Below are 17,338 nucleotides of genomic sequence, written 5' to 3'. Positions count from 1 at the left end.
TCACCCGAGAAGAGAGGGCGAGCCGACTGCCACCGGATGATCAAGTTGGGAGACTCTGCTATAGTTGTTGAGATGCACATGCGCAGAGGGGAAATCACTGATGTCCCTGTCGATTGAGCAGCTTCGAGCGCTGCTCCGGGCAATAGAGGAATATCCTGAGCTGCGGGAAGAACTCCGGCGCCATGTCCTGACGCAGGAGCTACTCGCGCTTCCGATCGAGATGCAGCGACGAGGCCAGCAGCTGGATCGGATAGAGCAGGACCTCAGGGAACTCCGGAACACGACGCTTCGTCACGAGGAGCTGCTCGCCAGGTTGGTCACCCTCGCCGAGCGCCATGATGAGCGCCTGGCACGACTGGAGGAACTCGCCCAACGCCATGATGAGCGCCTCGCGGAACTCACCGAGATCACTGCTCGCCTTGCTGCCACCAGCGAGCGCCACGAGCAGGAACTCGCCGCCCTCCGCGCCCTCGCCGAGCGCCATGATGAGCGTCTGGCACGACTGGAGGAACTCGCCCAACGCCACGATGAGCGCCTCGCGGAACTCACCGAGATCACCACCCGCCTTGCTGCCACTAGCGAGCGCCACGAGCAGGAACTCGCCGCCCTCCGCGCCCTCGCCGCACGCCATGACCAGCGCCTCGCGGAACTCACCGAGATCACCACCCGCCTTGCTGCCACTAGCGAGCGCCACGAGCAGCGTCTTGAGGAGCTGACGATAACTGCCGAACGTCACGAACGGACACTCCGCCAGATTCGGAGCGAACTCGCCTCGGTGACCGTCACGATCGGTGCGATGGTCGAAGCTGACGCGGCGGATGCCCTCGTGGCCACACTAGAGCGAAAGGGTTATACCATCAAGCAGAATCCTTGGAGCGTGGCTGTCAACGGCGAACTTGATCTCGCCGCCTTGGTTGTGGACCCACAGGGGCAGGAACATTGGGTTGTTGTCGAGGTAAAGGTCCAGTTGCATCGCAGAGACATTCGGAACTGGGCTAGGAAACTGACAACCAAGTCCTTCCTCAGCCGACTCGCACGTGAAGCGGTTGAGCCACCATTCCTCGCCTATGTGTACGGGCAACGCATCTACCGCGATGCTTTGCAGACCGCAGCATCACTGGGGCTCGGCGTGCTCTCGCGGCGGGGCGAACTCGTCGAACCGGCGGGTCTCGTGCTGCCAGGCCCTGGTCAGGACATTCGGTAAACCGCATTCACCCGCGAACTTGTCACACAACACTGGACTGTTCGGCCGGCCCCCTCAGCTGAGCAGCCCACCGCCGCGCCATGTCCAGGACTCATCCTCCCGTGGTCAGTGTGGACGATCGTGTCGCGCCGCTCAGTCTTCCGAGCTGAGGTCCACACCGCCTTTCCACAGCCACCGTCTGCATGGACAGAAGAGGGCAGACAACACCGAGAGGCAGACCAGTGATGGGGGCGGGGTCGCTGGACGCTCTGGCACCTGGTTCACTCGCTGGAGTACTCGATTCACACGCTGGAGCCACTCGGCTGTCACCCCTAAACCGGGTCAGGGTCTCTGTGATTGTGTACAATCCGCAAGCTTTCGGCAATGCATGCGGACGGATCACGAATCGCTGGGACGATAGAGGTTCACTATTCCCGGATTGTTAGCAGGGGGCAATGGAGATACGATAGGGTGAATCTGTCGGCTTGGGGGGTTATGGTGCGCAGTCTCGACGTTATCGTCGTCGGGCTCGGGGCAATGGGAAGTTCGGCCGCCTTTCATCTTGCCCAGCGCGGCTATCGCACGCTCGGCTTCGACGCCTTTCCACGCGGACACGACCGCGGCTCCTCGCACGGGAAGACGCGCATTATCCGGACAGCGTATTACGAAGCACCGGACTATGTCCCATTCGTACGACGTGCCTGGTCACTCTGGCGTGAATTGGAAGGGACCAGTGGGCGCCAGTTGCTCAGGAAGACAGGAGGCCTGTACATCGGCCGTCCGGAGACGGCACTGGTGAGCGGGGCACTGGCCAGCGCCCGCGAACACGGTCTCACACACGAACTCCTGGATGCGGAAACTGCGGCGGTACGTTTTCCAGGCCTGCGCTTGGCACCGGATCAGGTTGCGGTATGGGAAGCCGAGGTCGCCCTGATCGATCTGGAAGCAGCCATGGCAGCACTCGTCGACGAAGCGCGAGCGGCGGGTGCAGAACTGCACTACTCCACCCCGGTGGAGCGCTGGATTCCGGACGGTGACGGGGTTCGGGTCGAGACGTCGCTCGGGACATTCCACGCAGAACGGCTCGTCCTCGCCACTGGGCCTTGGCTACCGACGAGCGTCCCGGAACTCAACCTGCCGCTCACAGTCTGGCGAATCCTCCATGTACATTTCGCCCCGACGACACCCGCCCGCTACCGCGCGGAGCACTTCCCGTTCGCCTTATGGGAAGACGAGACCGGAATTTACGGTGCATTCCCAGAGCTTCCTGGCCAGGGGGTAAAGTTTGGCCGGCACGATGCTGGCGAAGTCTGTACACCGGAGACGGTTCGCCGTACAGCCGAGCCCACGGAGATCGAGGAGCTGCGCACGACGCTCGAGCGTTACTGGCCCGGCGCCACCGGCCCTGTGCTGTGGTACCTAACCTGTCTCTATACGATGACCCCTGACCATCACTTCGTGATTGACCGGCACCCCAAGTGGCCACAGGTCGTGCTCTGCAGCGCGTGTTCAGGACACGGCTTCAAGTTCGCCCCGGCGATCGGCGAACTCTTGGCTGATCTGACAACCGAGCCGACGACATCTCCACCGGCACTCTTCCGGCTCACACGTTTCCAGCGCGCAGAAGATGACAGCATTGCTCGACCACTGTTTGGCGCAAGTCAAGAAGTGCACGGTAACCAACCCGACGAGTGACACGAGCAGCTTCTGCTCAGCCAGTCACCTGACAGTCTTTCCATCAGCGTGCGCACGAGCTCCCACCCGAAGCGTCCAGCAGGGGGCACCTGCGGAGACAGCACCACTGGGCGAGCAGCGCGAAGCTCAATGTCCAACAGAGAGCTTGGGCTCCCTGTGGAGACACTACCCAGTTGGGGACGGTGACATGCTCCTCAGCACGACGCAGGAACCAGGAGAAGAAGCTCCTCAAGAAGTAGTCGACGGAAGGCCAAGTTCCGCGAGTGCACGAGAGACTGAGTCTTCAGTGACCATCCCGACCCAAGCCTTGCGAATCACCCCGTCAGCGTCGATCAGATACGTCTGAGGAATTCCATACACGCGCCAGTCTCGGCTGACTGTCCCATCACGATCGAGCGCAATGGGGAAAGAGATTCCGAACTCCTGAACGAACTGCCGCACTGTGTCTGGATCCTCAAGCTGGTTAATGCCGACCACGACGAGCCCAGCCTGCTCGTAGTTCTGCGCGACCCGCTCGAGCGCCGGCATCTCCGCCCGACAGGGAGCGCACCACGAAGCCCAGAAGTTGACCAGGACAGGGCGTCCGTGGAGCGCGCTCAGGTCTATCTCTTCTCCGTCGAGGAGCGGGAGGTGAAAGTTGGGGGCTGGAGTTCCAACGGTCAGGGCTTGTCCCGCAAGAAAGTCGCCGGCCGAAGGAGCGGGGCGCGGCGCCTCACCGCGGCGCATCATCCAAACCGCGAGCCAGACGGCACTAACGAGGACCGCCAGGAGGGCGATATTCAACCCAAGAAGCAGCCAAAGCGGGCGTTCCCGCCGCTGCGCCGGGACCGTTTCTGGAACTTCACCGGATTGGTTTTGAAGCTGTTCAGCCACCCTAAGGCTCCCTCACACACGTTACTCTCCCCATAGGGAGTGTACTCCCAGACACTCATCAAGATGAACTTGGCGCATGGTGACTGGCATGCGCAGAGCACATTACAACCCATGGGATCCCGTGTCCTGGAACACATTCGCGGACACTGTTCATAAACAAGAGGTAGAGATGACCGCTGGCATTGAAAGATAGCTGGGGAGAAACACACACTCACCGGGGACGCAGTGCGGAATCTCATCGAGCTAAAATTGTCTTGCTTCTCTCGTGAAGTCAGAGACCAGAAACACTACGAACCTCTCGAGCTCCGATCAACCGGGAGTGCACCAGCACGGATGCGGGCAGGGAGATGGGGCAGTCGATCCATGGCGGGACGTGACACATCCACGTTCGGGAATAGTGAGGCTAGCTGTATGTCCCGCGACACCGTTGCTGCTCATTGAGCAGCGAATGGAGCCGGCGCAGCTGTGACGCTCACCAGGCCAGTTCCCGATATTGCCGATCGAAGTAAATCAAGGGATCATCGGCAGGACCAAGGTCCAGAGCCACGACTTCACCGACGAAGATCGAATGGTCGCCGCCATCGTAGCGGGCCCAGGGGCGGCACTCGATCCAGGCAAGGCAGCCGTCGATGCGGGGGATCCCGAGGAGGCCGAGATGATGCGGGATGCGTGAGAAGCGTGGGTCAGCCAGTGGCGCGCGCCCGGCGAACTGCTCGGCGAGGAACTCCTGCTCCCGCGCCAACAAGTTCACGACCCAGCCGGTCGCTTCCTCAAGAAGACGATGGCTCTGCTGCTCACGTCCGATGCAAACAAGGACGAGCGGTGGCTCCAGCGAGAGCGGGCAGAAAGCGGTGACTGTCACGCCGTGATAGCCCGATGGGTGGGCGGTCGTGACAACCGTCACTCCGGCCGCATGACGAGCCATCACGTCACGAAAGCGTTCTGGATCGACCATAGGATATCCCCCCTGAGCGACTCTCTTCCGAGCAGGCGCGACAGCCTGGACGTGACCACAGACACGGGCAACGAGGTTCGACGCCGGCATCCCCTGCGGTCGGCCAGGCAGCGAAGAGTCGACGGGCAGGGTACGCGAACTGTCAGCCCCTCGCTGGCGCACCTGCACGATCGTTTTGGAGCGCAGGCCGCTCCGCATGCATGCTTGGGCAGAAAGTATTCCCACATCGGATTCATCGACCAGCTCTGGGAACCCAAAAGGTCTTTGCACAGTAGCTCTACGTTCCGCGACACCGCGGCTCCGCACCGGATCCGTTGGTGAACCATGCGGCGACACACCATCATGCTCGTGCCTAGCCGCTGCCCCCCTGCCCTGTCAGAGCACTCTGCATGGTACGCGTCTTGAGGTAGAGGATGGATGGCATACCTACAGCACTCGAGTACAAGGGGTCGTACCCTTTCGTCATGCAGACGCACGTGAGCACACCCACATCTCCTCGCCGGACACATCCGGCGGCCACAAGGTAGGGAAAGCAGCAACGATCGGGACGCAGGGACTGAGGCACATGCGCTCCACGATGCACCTTTGAGGACACAGGGAAGTGAGAGTCGCGTGCAGCACATAGCACTGTTCCGTGAGTCGCGCCTCTCGTGTCACACCGGCTGAGCCGCATCGCCCGACCTGAAACGGTGACCAGAGCAGGGGAGAGATGGTGCAACAGTCAATACTCTCTCGCCAGCACCTTTCTCCTCCCAGCCGTCCAGGGTACCTCTTGTGCGCGCTCGTGTTCTGGAACCAAGGTCAGCAAGAATGATCCTTCTAGCCACTCGCACCAAGGAGCACACATGGTGACCCGCTTGCACGCAGCAGGCCGGACATTCCTGAGGTTCGGGCTGTGTGGGTGACACCGAACAGGAGGCTAGCCCTCCGCCTTCCGGACGTGCTGCAGGGTCTCGAGGCGGGGAGGAGACCAGTTGATCCTCACACAAATCGAGCATATCGACGCGCCGGCACGTGGTTCCGGGATTCAGGGAAACAGGCCTTTCGCCGAGAAGGGAGGGTAAGTGCACACTCGCTGAATTGAAGGCTCTGCGTCACAAGACGCCTCGGGCCATCTCGTGAACCGGGTGAAGGAACGGGTACGATCTGGTCACGATGCACCCTGGCGGCAAACTCGGGAGCAACGCGGGATCCAGCGCCGAGATCGGCTCTCTCCTGCTAGGCTGATCAGGCGAGGGCGGCGACTCCGCTGGCCGAGGGATACCCGGCGAGCTCGGTCGTCACGCCTGAGCTCTGTCACGTGTAGATCAGTGGCACGGCTCGAGGATGAGCATTATCCGGGGAAGAAATGCCTGCATTGCTCCCTGACCAGACGCGCCATTTTTGCTCGTTGCGGTTGTAAGCGAAGGAGAGGGCGAAGGTATCCGAGCACTCCTTACAACCGGGGTGGGCGGGTAGCCCGAGGGGCTGGTGCGAATGGTCGTGATTCCCGTGAGTGGTTGCCGTGGACGTTCGCGGCAGAACTTTGCGCAACGAGAAGCAGCGCACGAGAGGAGGGCACCCATGGCCAGGATTGAGACCCCCGGCGGTGCATTCGTCTACGTCGATGGCCGACGGTGGTTTGTCCGCGAACGTGGGGAGGGCGAACCAGTTGTTCTTTTGCATGGGATCCCAACCTCGAGCTTTCTGTGGCGCAAGGTGCTGCCGATTCTCGGTCGGGAACGGCGAGTCATCGCTCCTGACCTGCTCGGCTTTGGACGGTCCGACAAACCCGCACGCGGTGCGAGCACTGTGACCGAACTCGCTGAACAGCTTGCTCGGCTGCTCGAACGACTCCAGGTCGAGCGGTGTGCGCTTGTCGGGCACGATGCGGGAGCGCTTGTCGCGGTAGCTCTACTCGAACGCTGGCCAGAACGAGTCACGCACCTCGTTGTGACCAATACGAGTTTCCGTGTGGAACGCTGGCGTGGAGCGGGGTTCTCGCCACTCTCTCTCCTTCGTGTCCCACTGCTCGGCGACGGAGCGATCGCCTTGGCACGGCCATGGATGTTGTGGCTGGCAATGCGCCCGTTCCTCGCCGATCCGAGCGTGCTCGACCGGGAGGCGCTTCGCGGCTACTGGGAGCCTTTCGAACTCGGCTTTCGGCGCACGCTCGTCCGGTTGGCACGGCAACCGCTCTTCAGTGCGGCTGACCTCGAGTGCTGGCGAGTAGCGCTCGCTGAACGCTGCTGGGAAGGCAGGATTCCGCTCCTCGTTGCCTGGGGAGCACGCGACCCGCAGTTCCGTCTCGACGAAGCGGAGGAATATGCTAGGACAATCGCTGGAGCCCGCTTTCTGGCGTTCGTCCATGCGAGCCACTTTCTCCCGGAGGAACGGCCCCGCGCACTTGGGCGCGCGATCGCGGTCTTTCTCGAGCGGCCGGCGGCCGCTCCGGTGCTGCGTTAGGGGGCAAGATCGAGCCCAACGAGGGCCTGAGCGGTAAAGGCAAGTGCGTCAATAAAGGCCTCGGTTAGGAGCATTGGAGTGATGGGGAGATCTGCGAGTGGTGACCAATGCCCGACCTCGTACGAGAGGACAGCGGCGAGCACACGGCCGAGCGGGCCACGGTGGTAGAGCAGTGCCTCTGTGACCTCGCTCGTCAACGGAAGCTCAGCGAGCGTATCGGCCAGAGGCACATCGAGTGCAGCGTCCAGTACCGAGAGAAGTCCGGTGAGGAAAGCTGTCTCGCGCGACGAGACGCCGAGAGCACCGGCAACAAGCTCGCACATGCGAGCGCGGACGAGTGCAGTACGGACGAGTTCAACTGGCTTCCGTTCGATCCCTGCCAGCACAAGCACGGCCACCCAGGCCGCAACGCTCCGCAGACCGAGGACAAGCAGCGCTTGCCGAAGCGACTCCACGCGGGTACGACGGGCGAACCAGACCGCGTTGACCAGTTTGAGCAGCTTGTAGGTCAGCTGGACGTCCTGTGCGAGGAGACGCTCGACTTCCTCGAACTCGATGGCTGGATCGCTGAGGCGAGCAAGGAGGAACAAGGCAGCGCTCGAGACTGGCTGCCGACGCCCACGCACAAGGATCGGACGGAAGAGAAAATCACCCTGGAAGAGATCGACACCTAGATCGCGTGATCGCACAAACTCCCGGTAGTCCTGGACATCGGACACCAGCACCCGTAGGCCACCAGAGCGATAGGATGCGACATCTGCCAGCTGCTCTGTCAGCCAACGTTCGAGCGCGCGCCGCCGGTCGAGCTTGGCCCTGGCATGGCGGAGCGAGAGGCGGATGAAATCTGCGTCATCGAGCGGTAGGGCAGTGAAGAGGGGATCGTCCGCAAGATTAAGGAGCAACCGACAGCCACTCGCCAGAAGACGGCGAATCACTCCTCGGAGTTCCGGCTCGCGAAGGTCGTCCGGTCCAGCGGCCAGGACGAGCCGGTCAGCGGGGAGGAGAGGCAGAAGATCCGGCAACGACGAGACCATGACTGGAGGCGGGAAGGAGACAATTGCAAGGCGGGCCCCGACGAGTGCATCGAGCCCAAGCTCAAGGACGGTATCGAGGAAGCGTTGGGCATTCGATGACGCACCCGACTGCAGAGTCGACACTGGTTGACCGTAACGAAGTTCGTAAGCGACGGTGTCAAGATGGCGATCGAAGACAGGCTGACGGGTAATGAGTACCTCATGCACGGCGACCTCAGGCGGCCATGGCGAGATCAATCTCGCGAGCAAGCGCGATTGCATCGAGGTAGGCAGACGTGAGGAGAGAGGGCCGCAAACCCAGCAAGGCGAGGCGATTCCAGTCTCCTCGCTCATAGGCAAGGACAGCATCGAGGACTGCACCAAGTTCTCCTTGGTGCTGAAGCAACGCTGCGCGTAGTTCGTCAGTGAGCGGGAGCGACGCGAGCAGCTCCTCCATCGGTTGGTCAAGCAGGGCATCGAGCACCGAGAGGAGTCCGGTCAGGAATGCAGCCTCACGACTGGTCCGTCCGCGGGCAGCGGCGACGAGCTCTGCCATCCGCGCACGGATCACTGCTGTCGTGAGCAGCTCGTGCGGTTTGTCCGGAATATCCGCCATAAGAAGTAAGGTCACCCAGGCCGAGACGAGTCGGGTACCGAGGAGCAGCAGGGCTTGACGAACTGACTCGATCCGACGTCGACCGTACCAGACCGAGTTGACAAGCCGGAGGAGCCGATAGGTGAGACCAACGTCCAAAGAGATGAGTGCTTCGAGTTCGGAGAACTCCGCCTCAGGATCTTGCAACCGGGCAAGCAGGAGCAGGAGAGCGCGGTTCGAGGGAGCACGAGTCGACCGGACCGAGCGAGGGGCCGAGAGAAAGGGGCCCGCAAAGAGGGTGACACGAGATTCGCGGCAGCGATCGTAGACGTCGTAGGTGTCAATATCGGTTGCCAAAAGTTGAGCCCGGCATGCCCGCAGCTGATTGGCGAACTCAGCGAGCCCTTCTGGGCCAATCTCCTGACAACTTGCTGCAACGAGGTCAACGGTGCGAGCAAATGGCAAGAACTCAGGCTGGCCCTGAAAACCGGCAAGACCGACACGGAAGCCGGCATCCCGAAGGGCATCGAGTGCGTCGGCAAGCACTGCACGGTCCGGAACAGGATGGAGCGTCATCAGCGCAACGAGACGATCGGGCGGGGCGAGTGAGACAAGGAAATCACGAGCCGTGAGTGCTGTCGTCGGTGCCAGACGAACTACGGCCAGCGACTCGCCAACCAGGGCGGGTAGACTGATTTCGGCGAGCGCTTCCAGCAAGAGGCGCGCTTCATCACTGGGGACAGGCGGTAGACCGGGCGAGCCTGGAAGAGTCAGGCGACCTGTCTGTGGCCGTCCTGGCGATGACACCACAGGCTCGACGTAGCCGAAGCGTCCGGCTATGATCTGGTAACCCCAAACCTCAAGGCGCCGCGTAAAGATGGGCTGGCGACGCACAAAGACATCGCGCATGAACACTCACGACTCCCTTCATGGCGAAGGATCGGCAAGCACCGCAGCCATCATCTGGGAACGATGTCCGGAATTCTTTTGGGACTTCTTGGCCAAGCCAGAAAGGCATGCTCTCGCATCGCTGAGCACAGATAGGGGGCCGGCATTTCCTCGTACGCGGGAGAGCGACTGCCTCGCGGACTCCCCGCGATGGAGTGCAGTGTCGACCCAGACAAGGCGTGCAGATGGCGTTTGCCGTGCATTCACAGGAACAGTCCCCGGAGGATCACGATTGGTTACGCCCCCTTGCTCGGCGACTCTTGCTGAGGCAGCTGACATGCGGAGGGGCGCCGCAGCCGGATCGGTAGGGGTGGCAGCGTGTGGTGGAGAGAAGACTGCACCAGCCAGGCAGCCAGTTTCCCAATGCAGGGACTCACCTTGCCAAACTACTCGGTCACGAGGGAATCACTTACCCTGTACGCTACTCTCCACGTTCAAGGTGCTCCAGAAGCGGAAGACAGTGCCTAGCACCAGCAGGCCACCGTACTCCGATGAGTGTCCATCAGAAACCCTGCATGAAGGTCACAGAGAAGGGAGCAACCAAAAAGCCACGGAGAGCCAAGGCACGTGCGAGGATCACGCCGGGCCAACTGAACACACCCCAGACCGCAACCAGGTCGATGAGTGTGGAGCGGCCGGCTCAGGCAAAGCCAAAGAGCCGCAGAACATCCTTCGAGTGCTGTCTCGTGCCTTCTGTGGCGTTCGCTGTTCCTTCCTGATCAACGACGAGTGGTAGAGCCTCAAGGAAGCACGTCGGAGCCCTGTTACCCGCATGTCCTGGTAGCACGCGATGGGACGATACCGCTCCCCATGACATCTCCCTACAGTTTCCTCAGGAGCGGAACCGCATCAAATGCCGGCCTTCCTTCCGGCGACCAATTGCTCGCTTCCTTTCTGGAATCGAATAGGCGTCGCCTTGGGCGAAGCGCTCCGACTCGTGGTGTCTTGGTGCCTCGAATCGACACAGCGCGGGAACGCTGGTGTACCCGTCCCGTGCCCACGCAGCACCATCAGCGTTACCTGGAGCAGTCGGCTGACAGCTCGCTGACCATGATGAGAGGGCAGGGGAGCAGGGTGCGATCGGTGCCTGGGCAGGAGTGGTTGTGCTGAGACGAGCCCGGCTACGACTCAATACCTGGGCGGTCGGTTGTACCGACCAGAACAGTCCTGACTGGAGAGAGGCGTCTTGCTGCTGCTCCTTCGAGCGGTGAAGGTGTAGTTCTTCGTGGTCGACGAACCGCTCTCTTCTGACGCGGGTGACACGAGCGGCTGTGGAGAGGAGGGTAGTGGCGAGAAAAGCGCAGGCAAGAGATCCGTAGAGCAGCGGACGGGCCGCGTTACCGGTCAGGTTCGGAGCCAGTGGTAAACGACCTCGCGGAGCGGGGTTGTGGGACGGCCAATCAACTGGCTAAGCTGGCGGCTCTCGTCGAAGAGCGCATCCTGAGCGATCCCTGCCTCGAGCGCGGCAAGCACGTCAGCAATTGGGCGAGGTGTTCCACGCTCGACGAGATACGCAACATACTTCTCAGGTGACAAATCACGGTACGTGACTGGCCGCCCACTACCTTCGGCGATGAGACATGCGAGGTCATCCATTGTCCAAGCCTCATCACCGGCAAGTTCGTAGATCCGGCCAGCGTAACCATCACCGGTCAGAACGACTGCTGCCGCCGCAGCATAGTCAGCCCGCGTGGCCGAGGCGATCCGTGCCCGTCCCGTTGCACCAACGAGCTCGCCGGTGGTCGCGGCGGCTCGGGCACGCTCTTCATAATTCTCCGTATACCAGCTGTTGCGGAGGATGACCCATTGGAGACCGCTTGTGCGCACCGTTTCCTCCGTTGCGAGGTGTTCTTCCGCGAGTGCGCGGAGCGGCGAGCGATCGGCGTGCAAGAGACTCGTGTAGACCAGAAGGCGGACACCGGCACGCTGTGCAGCCTCGATGACGTTACGGTGTTGCACAATCCGGCGGCCGACCTCTGAACCGGAGATGAGGAGAAGTTGCTCGATTCCGGCGAGGGCAGAGTCGAGTGTTGCTGGATCATCGTAATCGGCGTGGCGAATGGTGATCCCGCGCATGGACAGGTCACGCGCCTTTTCCAGGTTCCGAGCGAGTGCGACGATGCGACCCGCGGGGACACGCTCCAGGAGCTCGGCGATGACGAGTCGACCGAGTCGACCTGTGGAACCAGTTACGCCGATCATGCTGTTGATCCTTTCGCTCGCTCGAACGCGCTCTTTCTTGCTCAGTATAGCTCGAAAGTATCATGTTGCGTTTCGCGGCAGGAAGTCGCTCATCCCCGTCGCCTTGGCGCGACAAGCGACTTCTTGAGTGATCCCTCAGCCCACCTCGCAGCCGATACCGTCCCGATCGGGATCGAAGCGGTGTGGGTCAGGAGGAAGCACGGGGAAGCGACGGTACGGGATATCTGAGCAGTCGAGGTCAGGCGGTGGGGGCGGGATACAGACCGTGGGATAGCTGGGATCGCAGGTAGGGGAGGGTTCCGGACTGGGCGACGGTGTCAATGTCGGCAGGGGAGTCGGGCTCAAAGGAGGTTCAGGCAGCGGCTCCTGCCCTCCGCCGACCGGGGAACTCGGGCAAACACCCCAAAGCCCGGCGCGCTCCTCGCGGGCGACTCGCTCGGCCTCGCGGAAGCGCCAGGCGTACTTCACGTCGGGCGGATAGGTCGTGACGCCAGCGTATCCTTCACGGACAAGGAGCTCGTTGAAGAGGTAGGGACCGATCCAGACATACCGCAATAGCCGGCCGTAGCGATCAGTTTCTGAGACGTCGCGTTCAAGGGCGACCTGCTTGCGGTTGAGCCACTCGGCAGTGAACTGCGAGGCAGCAACGCCAAAGCATTCCACCTCGCCATAGACCTCGGGCGTATCCACGCCGATGAGCCGGACGCGAGCGGTGCGGCCATCGCGGAACTCGACATCGATGGTGTCACCGTCGACAACGTTCGTCACCGTCGCGAGTTCGTAGACCCCAGCCTGCTGCGGGGTCCGGCCGAGCTGCTCATAGCGCCAGCGGTAGTAGTGCTGGCCAATGTTGCCGGCCTCAACCTGCCAACCCGGCGGGTTCTCTGGGGTATAGGTGAGGCAGCGGCGTTCGAAGCACTGCACGAGCACATCGCGTGGCGTGCCAGCAACCCGGACACGGACCCAGTAGGGTTCGGTAATGGGAAAACCCGTGGCATAGAACGGATTGGGGAAGAGCGTGTCCTCACGGAAGCGCCATCCGGTGTAGACCAAACCACGGGCGTTCATGAAGCCCCAGAACACCGAAGCAACACTGTGGTTCGTCTCCGGGACGAGCACCGCGGCAGTGACGGCATAGCGTGCCAAACCGGGATCGTCGCGGACGATTCCAGCATTGTCCAACGTCTGCGTGACCACAGAACCCACCGGAAGTGGTGCGGCGGCGAGGAGGTGTGCGAAGTTCGCATAGGTTGGTGCGTTCGGATCATCAGGGTCACCGGCGACGTTGACTTGGGCCGGTGGGACGGCCTGGAATGTGGCGTCACCGAGCTGCAATTGGCCAGTAATGAGCTCCCTGGCGAGGAGGCCGTTGGTGACATACCAGGGAGAAGAGCGATCAGTGAGAGGATTGGTGATCTCCATCCGAGACTTATCGAAGTACTGGACAAGGCGGAAGCCACCGGGTGCCTCGGCGTAGGGCTCACGGAGTGGCGTGGTGAAGGGTTCCGGGCCCCACATCCACGTGCGGCTGACGCGGCCCTGGGCGACGGGAAGGTCGCTCCGGGCCCAGGTATCGAGGAACGCGTCGTGGCCGGTGGGAGCGGCCTGGACAAGGAGCGGTGACGGAAGCAGGAGGGTCAGTACGAGCAGCAGGAGGAGCGCGGGGCGGAGCGCAACAAGTTCTGGACGCACCAGACGAGAGACAGTTCGTCGCATCACTTCAGTCACCTCGATCCCCGGATGGAGCGTCTCCCGACCGCAGGTCAGGGTGCACTCACCGACCTCAAGAGAGCTGGAAGCAGTATACGGAGAGAACGAGGGTTTTGGGGTCGCCGAAATACGGCTCACCACACTCCCCATGTACCACGCGGCCACCGTTGCTGAGTGGCTCCGGTTGCGTCATACTGCCGGTCGCATCTACGGGGCTGCGAGGCCGGAGGATGAGCAGACAGCCGGCAGGCACGGAAGCAGTTCGCAGCGCGGCAGTGCGTGTGCTTGGACGCCGCGCTCAGGTGGCAATCGTGGCGGGAGTTTTAGCAGCGACGTTTCTTGCGGCGCTGGACGCCACCGTTGTAGGGACGGCGATGCCGACGATCGTCGGACAATTAGGCGGGCTGGCCTTGTACCCGTGGGTCTTTTCTGCCTATCTGCTGACTGGCACCACCACGATACCGCTCTACGGACGATTGGCCGACTTGTATGGCCGTAAGCGGGTGCTGCTCGTCTCGATGGGGCTGTTCCTTGCCGGCTCGATGCTTTGCGGTCTGGCGCAGTCGATGCTGCAGCTTGTCATCTTTCGCGCGTTGCAGGGGCTGGGTGCAGGCGGGATCATCCCGGTAACGTTGACGATCCTTGGCGACCTTTTCCCGATCGAACAGCGAGCACGGCTGCAAGGGCTGACGAGTGCCGTGTGGGGCGCCTCGGCAGTCGCCGGCCCGGCGGTGGGAGGATTCTTGACCGACACGCTGAGCTGGCGCTGGGTCTTCTACGTGAATCTTCCCTTTGGTCTTGCCGCACTCGCGCTGCTTGGACTTGCTTTCCCGGAACCGGTGATACGGCGGCCGCACCGGATTGACTACGCAGGGGCGCTGACATTGACCTTGGGGCTGGCGCTCGTGCTTTTGGGCTTACTGGACCTCGAGGGTGGAGGCGAGCAGCGGCGCCTTCTGGCGCTGGGAAGTCTGGTTCTTGGGGCAGCACTTCTGGGTGCATTCTGGTGGATCGAGCGACGGGCGGCTGAACCAGTGGTGCCACTCCCCCTGCTCCGGCAACGGCTGATAGGGGTGGTGGTTCTGGGAAGCATCCTCATCGGAGCAGGGATGTTTGGGACCACTTCATATCTCCCGCTCTTTGTGCAGGGGGTGCTCGGCGGGACGGCGATGACTGCGGGCGGGGTGATCATGCCCTTCGCGGTCGCATGGTCGGTGGCGTCGACCCTGGCAGGGCGGGTGATCCTGCGCTTCAGCTTCCGGAGCTCGGTACTTGTGGGGATGGCAGCGATGCTGGCCGCGGCGCTCCTGTTGCAAGCAGTGCCGCGCTCGGCTGGGTTGGCTTTCCCGGTGACAGTCGCAGGGTTGTTCGGGGTGGGAATGGGATTCAGCGCGACGGCGTTCATCATCGCGGTGCAGAATGCGGTCGGCTGGGAGGAACGAGGAATCGCGACCGCACTGGTGGGGTTTGCCCGGTCGATTGGCGGGGCGGTTGGGGTAGCCGCCCTGGGGATGATCTTGAGTGCGGGGCTGGCTGCTCGCACCGGAGCTCTCGGAAACGTGCCGACAACCGCTCTGTTGGAGCCGGCACTCCGGGCGACATTGGCCCAAGACACGCTGGCAGCGCTCCGGGTAGCCTTGGCCGATGCCCTGGGATGGGTGTACTTTGGGATCCTCACCCTGGTCATCCTGGCAGTCGGGCTGGTGGTGTGGGGCTTTCCACGAGGGGAACTGGTGGTAAGCAACACGCGGAGAGGCAGCACCAACCCAGCAGAGTGACGGTAATGCCGTACACGTGCTACACCGGGGGGACACCCCCACGCCAGGGGAGCATGCCATGGCAGATTGTGCGAAGACGGTCGGGACTACCTCACGGGAAAACGACGCTCGGTATCCGCTGCCATCGTGCGGCTGAGTGAGGGCTGTGCAGTGCGGAGTGTTGGGCAATAGGACACACGGCTCAACGCCCCAACACCCGGTTCCCCCAGCTGGTGGCGTCGCAAACTCACCCACGAGGGACAGGGAAACACCGCGGTGAAGCAAGTTGAGAGGGCACCTGGTACTCGTCCCTGGATCGCCCACCCACGTTGCCGATTCCGCTGCAGCTGGCGAGCCTCCGTGATGGTTTGCCGAGAGCGCGCATGAGCTGCACTCCCGAGAAGACGAACGATCCCGACACCAATACATTCTCTCACCAGTCAACAACGTGACGATAACACGGAACACCGGGGCGGATGATCCCACCGCAGAAGCATCCCCTGTGGAGCCTTCTCTCACGATCAGGACAAAGATCGCCGTAGATGCGGGTGCGATGCGGCACACTCTGACGCACCCTGCTTGGTCCTACGCTTTCCCCGCACTGCAGACCTTTGCCGGTCCTGGCGAGAAGAGGCGAGCCCCCACACGCGCAACACCCAGCAATGTCGGTGGGGACCATACATCGCGGCCGTGGGGTGTGGGAGTCTCAGAGATGGACGCAAAGAAGCTTCGTTGCGCGAGGATGACCTATCACTGGCGCTGGCGCAAGGCCTGCTGCCCCAGGCGGGCATGGTCAGACTCACTTACAACGCGGCGCGCTTTCGGCCACACTGCACCGTGCTCGGCGGTGTGGACGTGCACGGTGCTGGCCAACTCGCGCAGGGACAAGGATGCGGCGTGCGATGAATCGGGCGCCGACCGCGTTGCGCCTGGCCCAAAGAGCAGTGTGCCGAAGTGTGGTAGAACGCCGACAGCGCCGAGGGCGCTTGTGACGCAGAAGCGAGGGCAGGTCACCGCGTCGCTTTAGCTTCCCGTCACGGTCGGGGTACTCATGCCTGGTGGTGCCGGTGTCATGGCGACGAGCTCGCGGGCGAGCGCGACGACATGCTCTACGGTGAAGCCGAAGTGCTCGGCCAAAACTGGAGCCGGTGCGGAGGCACCGAACCGGTCGACCCCGAGTCCACGGCCGTGCGGTCCTAGATACCGCTCCCAGCCCAAGAGGCGAGCCGCCTCGACGACGAGACGCCGCGGCACCTCCGGCGGGAGCACGGCGGCACGGTAGTCGTCTGGTTGCCGATCGAAGAGTTCCCAGCTCGGCATACTCACGACGCGGACGGCCAGCCCGTCACGCTCGAGTGTCTCCGCAGCCTGCATGACGAGGGCAACTTCGGAGCCACTGGCAATGAGAAGGAGGTCGGGCGGCCAGCGTGAAGCTTCGCGAACCACGTAGGCGCCGCGCGCCAGCCCCTCGGCCACGCCGGCAGTGACGGTAGGCACCTTCTGGCGGGTGAGGACGAGCGCTACCGGCCCTTCGTTGTAGTTGAGCGCAACGCGCCAGGCCTCCACCGTTTCGGCAGCGTCGGCTGGGCGGATGACGGTGAGGTTGGGGATTGCGCGGAGGGAAGCAAGGTGCTCTATAGGCTGGTGCGTTGGGCCGTCCTCACCAAGGAAGATGCTATCGTGGGTAAAGACGTAGATCACCGGAAGATGCATGAGGGCAGCAAGGCGCAAGGCGGGGCGCAAGTAGTCACTGAAGACAAGGAAGGTTCCGCCGTAGGCGATCAGGCCGCCGTGGAGGGTCAGCCCATTGAGTATTGCTCCCATGGCATGTTCGCGGACACCAAAGTGGATGTTTCGTCCAGAGTATCGCTCTTTGGCGATCGGGGGGTAGCCCTCCAGCGAAGTCCGGGTAGACTCGCTGAGATCGGCTGAGCCACCAACGAGGAAGGGAATCCGTGGAGC

The 17,338-nt window shown here is 62.6% G+C and carries 11 protein-coding genes; 4 read left to right on the top strand and 7 right to left on the bottom strand.

Annotated elements, in window-relative coordinates; translation table 11 throughout:
* Positions 1-100 precede the first annotated feature (100 nt).
* Entirely contained in the window at positions 101-1,204 is a 1,104-nt protein-coding gene (locus NET03_RS06775) for a coiled-coil domain-containing protein (RefSeq protein WP_252128152.1), read from the top strand.
* A 450-nt stretch (positions 1,205-1,654) separates the two neighbouring features.
* Positions 1,655-2,878, top strand: coding sequence for an N-methyl-L-tryptophan oxidase (gene solA / locus NET03_RS06770; RefSeq protein WP_252128151.1), 1,224 nt, complete (start codon positions 1,655-1,657; stop codon positions 2,876-2,878).
* Between the two features lie 228 nt (positions 2,879-3,106).
* Here the strand turns inward: solA and NET03_RS06765 are convergent, their stop codons facing one another.
* A complete protein-coding gene (locus tag NET03_RS06765) occupies positions 3,107-3,751 on the bottom strand; it encodes a TlpA family protein disulfide reductase (protein WP_252128150.1) in 645 nt (214 codons plus the stop codon).
* Between the two features lie 472 nt (positions 3,752-4,223).
* Positions 4,224-4,706: a flavin reductase family protein gene (locus NET03_RS06760; protein WP_252128149.1), complete on the bottom strand. Its 483-nt coding sequence runs from the start codon at positions 4,704-4,706 to the stop codon at positions 4,224-4,226.
* Positions 4,707-6,269: 1,563 nt separating this feature from the next.
* On the opposite strand from NET03_RS06760, the gene NET03_RS06755 reads away from it, so the two are divergent.
* On the top strand, positions 6,270-7,151 hold the full coding sequence (locus tag NET03_RS06755) for an alpha/beta fold hydrolase (protein ID WP_252128148.1): 882 nt from the start codon (positions 6,270-6,272) through the stop codon (positions 7,149-7,151).
* On the opposite strand, the gene NET03_RS06750 is transcribed toward NET03_RS06755, so the two are convergent.
* The 4 genes from NET03_RS06750 to NET03_RS06735 all read right to left on the bottom strand — a co-directional run bounded on the left by NET03_RS06750 (position 7,148) and on the right by NET03_RS06735 (position 13,757).
* A complete protein-coding gene (locus NET03_RS06750; RefSeq protein ID WP_252128147.1) occupies positions 7,148-8,392 on the bottom strand; it encodes an EAL and HDOD domain-containing protein in 1,245 nt (414 codons plus the stop codon). The two genes, NET03_RS06755 and NET03_RS06750, sit on opposite strands and share 4 nt — an antisense overlap.
* Positions 8,393-8,399: 7 nt before the next feature.
* Positions 8,400-9,668 (bottom strand): EAL and HDOD domain-containing protein, encoded by a 1,269-nt coding sequence (locus NET03_RS06745; RefSeq protein WP_252128502.1) that lies wholly within the window; start codon positions 9,666-9,668, stop codon positions 8,400-8,402.
* 1,383 nt (positions 9,669-11,051) lie between these two features.
* On the bottom strand, positions 11,052-11,909 hold the full coding sequence (locus NET03_RS06740; RefSeq protein WP_252128146.1) for an SDR family oxidoreductase: 858 nt from the start codon (positions 11,907-11,909) through the stop codon (positions 11,052-11,054).
* Positions 11,910-12,044: 135 nt separating this feature from the next.
* On the bottom strand, positions 12,045-13,757 hold the full coding sequence (locus tag NET03_RS06735) for a thermonuclease family protein (protein ID WP_252128145.1): 1,713 nt from the start codon (positions 13,755-13,757) through the stop codon (positions 12,045-12,047).
* Positions 13,758-13,849: 92 nt separating this feature from the next.
* Here NET03_RS06735 and NET03_RS06730 point away from each other — a divergent pair, with 92 nt between their 5' ends.
* Positions 13,850-15,397, top strand: coding sequence for an MDR family MFS transporter (locus NET03_RS06730; RefSeq protein WP_252128144.1), 1,548 nt, complete (start codon positions 13,850-13,852; stop codon positions 15,395-15,397).
* A gap of 1,002 nt (positions 15,398-16,399) precedes the next feature.
* Here NET03_RS06730 and NET03_RS06725 read toward each other — a convergent pair.
* Positions 16,400-17,338 (bottom strand): transketolase-like TK C-terminal-containing protein (locus NET03_RS06725; protein ID WP_286207268.1); only part of this gene is annotated, 939 nt, incomplete at its 5' end.

Source organism: Thermomicrobium sp. CFH 73360, assembly GCF_023806465.1.
Lineage (GTDB): Bacteria > Chloroflexota > Chloroflexia > Thermomicrobiales > Thermomicrobiaceae > Thermomicrobium.
Note: the sequence above shows the minus strand (reverse complement) of the source record. Positions and strands in the feature narration are given on the sequence as shown.

Excerpts from the sequence above, each read along its gene's own strand:
- NET03_RS06775 (WP_252128152.1), top strand. The coding sequence starts at position 101 with ATGTCCCTGTCGATTGAGCAGCTTCGAGCGCTGCTCCGGGCAATAGAG.
- NET03_RS06760 (WP_252128149.1), bottom strand. The coding sequence starts at position 4,706 with ATGGTCGATCCAGAACGCTTTCGTGACGTGATGGCTCGTCATGCGGCC.
- NET03_RS06755 (WP_252128148.1), top strand. The coding sequence starts at position 6,270 with ATGGCCAGGATTGAGACCCCCGGCGGTGCATTCGTCTACGTCGATGGC.
- NET03_RS06745 (WP_252128502.1), bottom strand. The coding sequence starts at position 9,668 with ATGCGCGATGTCTTTGTGCGTCGCCAGCCCATCTTTACGCGGCGCCTT.
- NET03_RS06740 (WP_252128146.1), bottom strand. The coding sequence starts at position 11,909 with ATGATCGGCGTAACTGGTTCCACAGGTCGACTCGGTCGACTCGTCATC.
- NET03_RS06730 (WP_252128144.1), top strand. The coding sequence starts at position 13,850 with ATGAGCAGACAGCCGGCAGGCACGGAAGCAGTTCGCAGCGCGGCAGTG.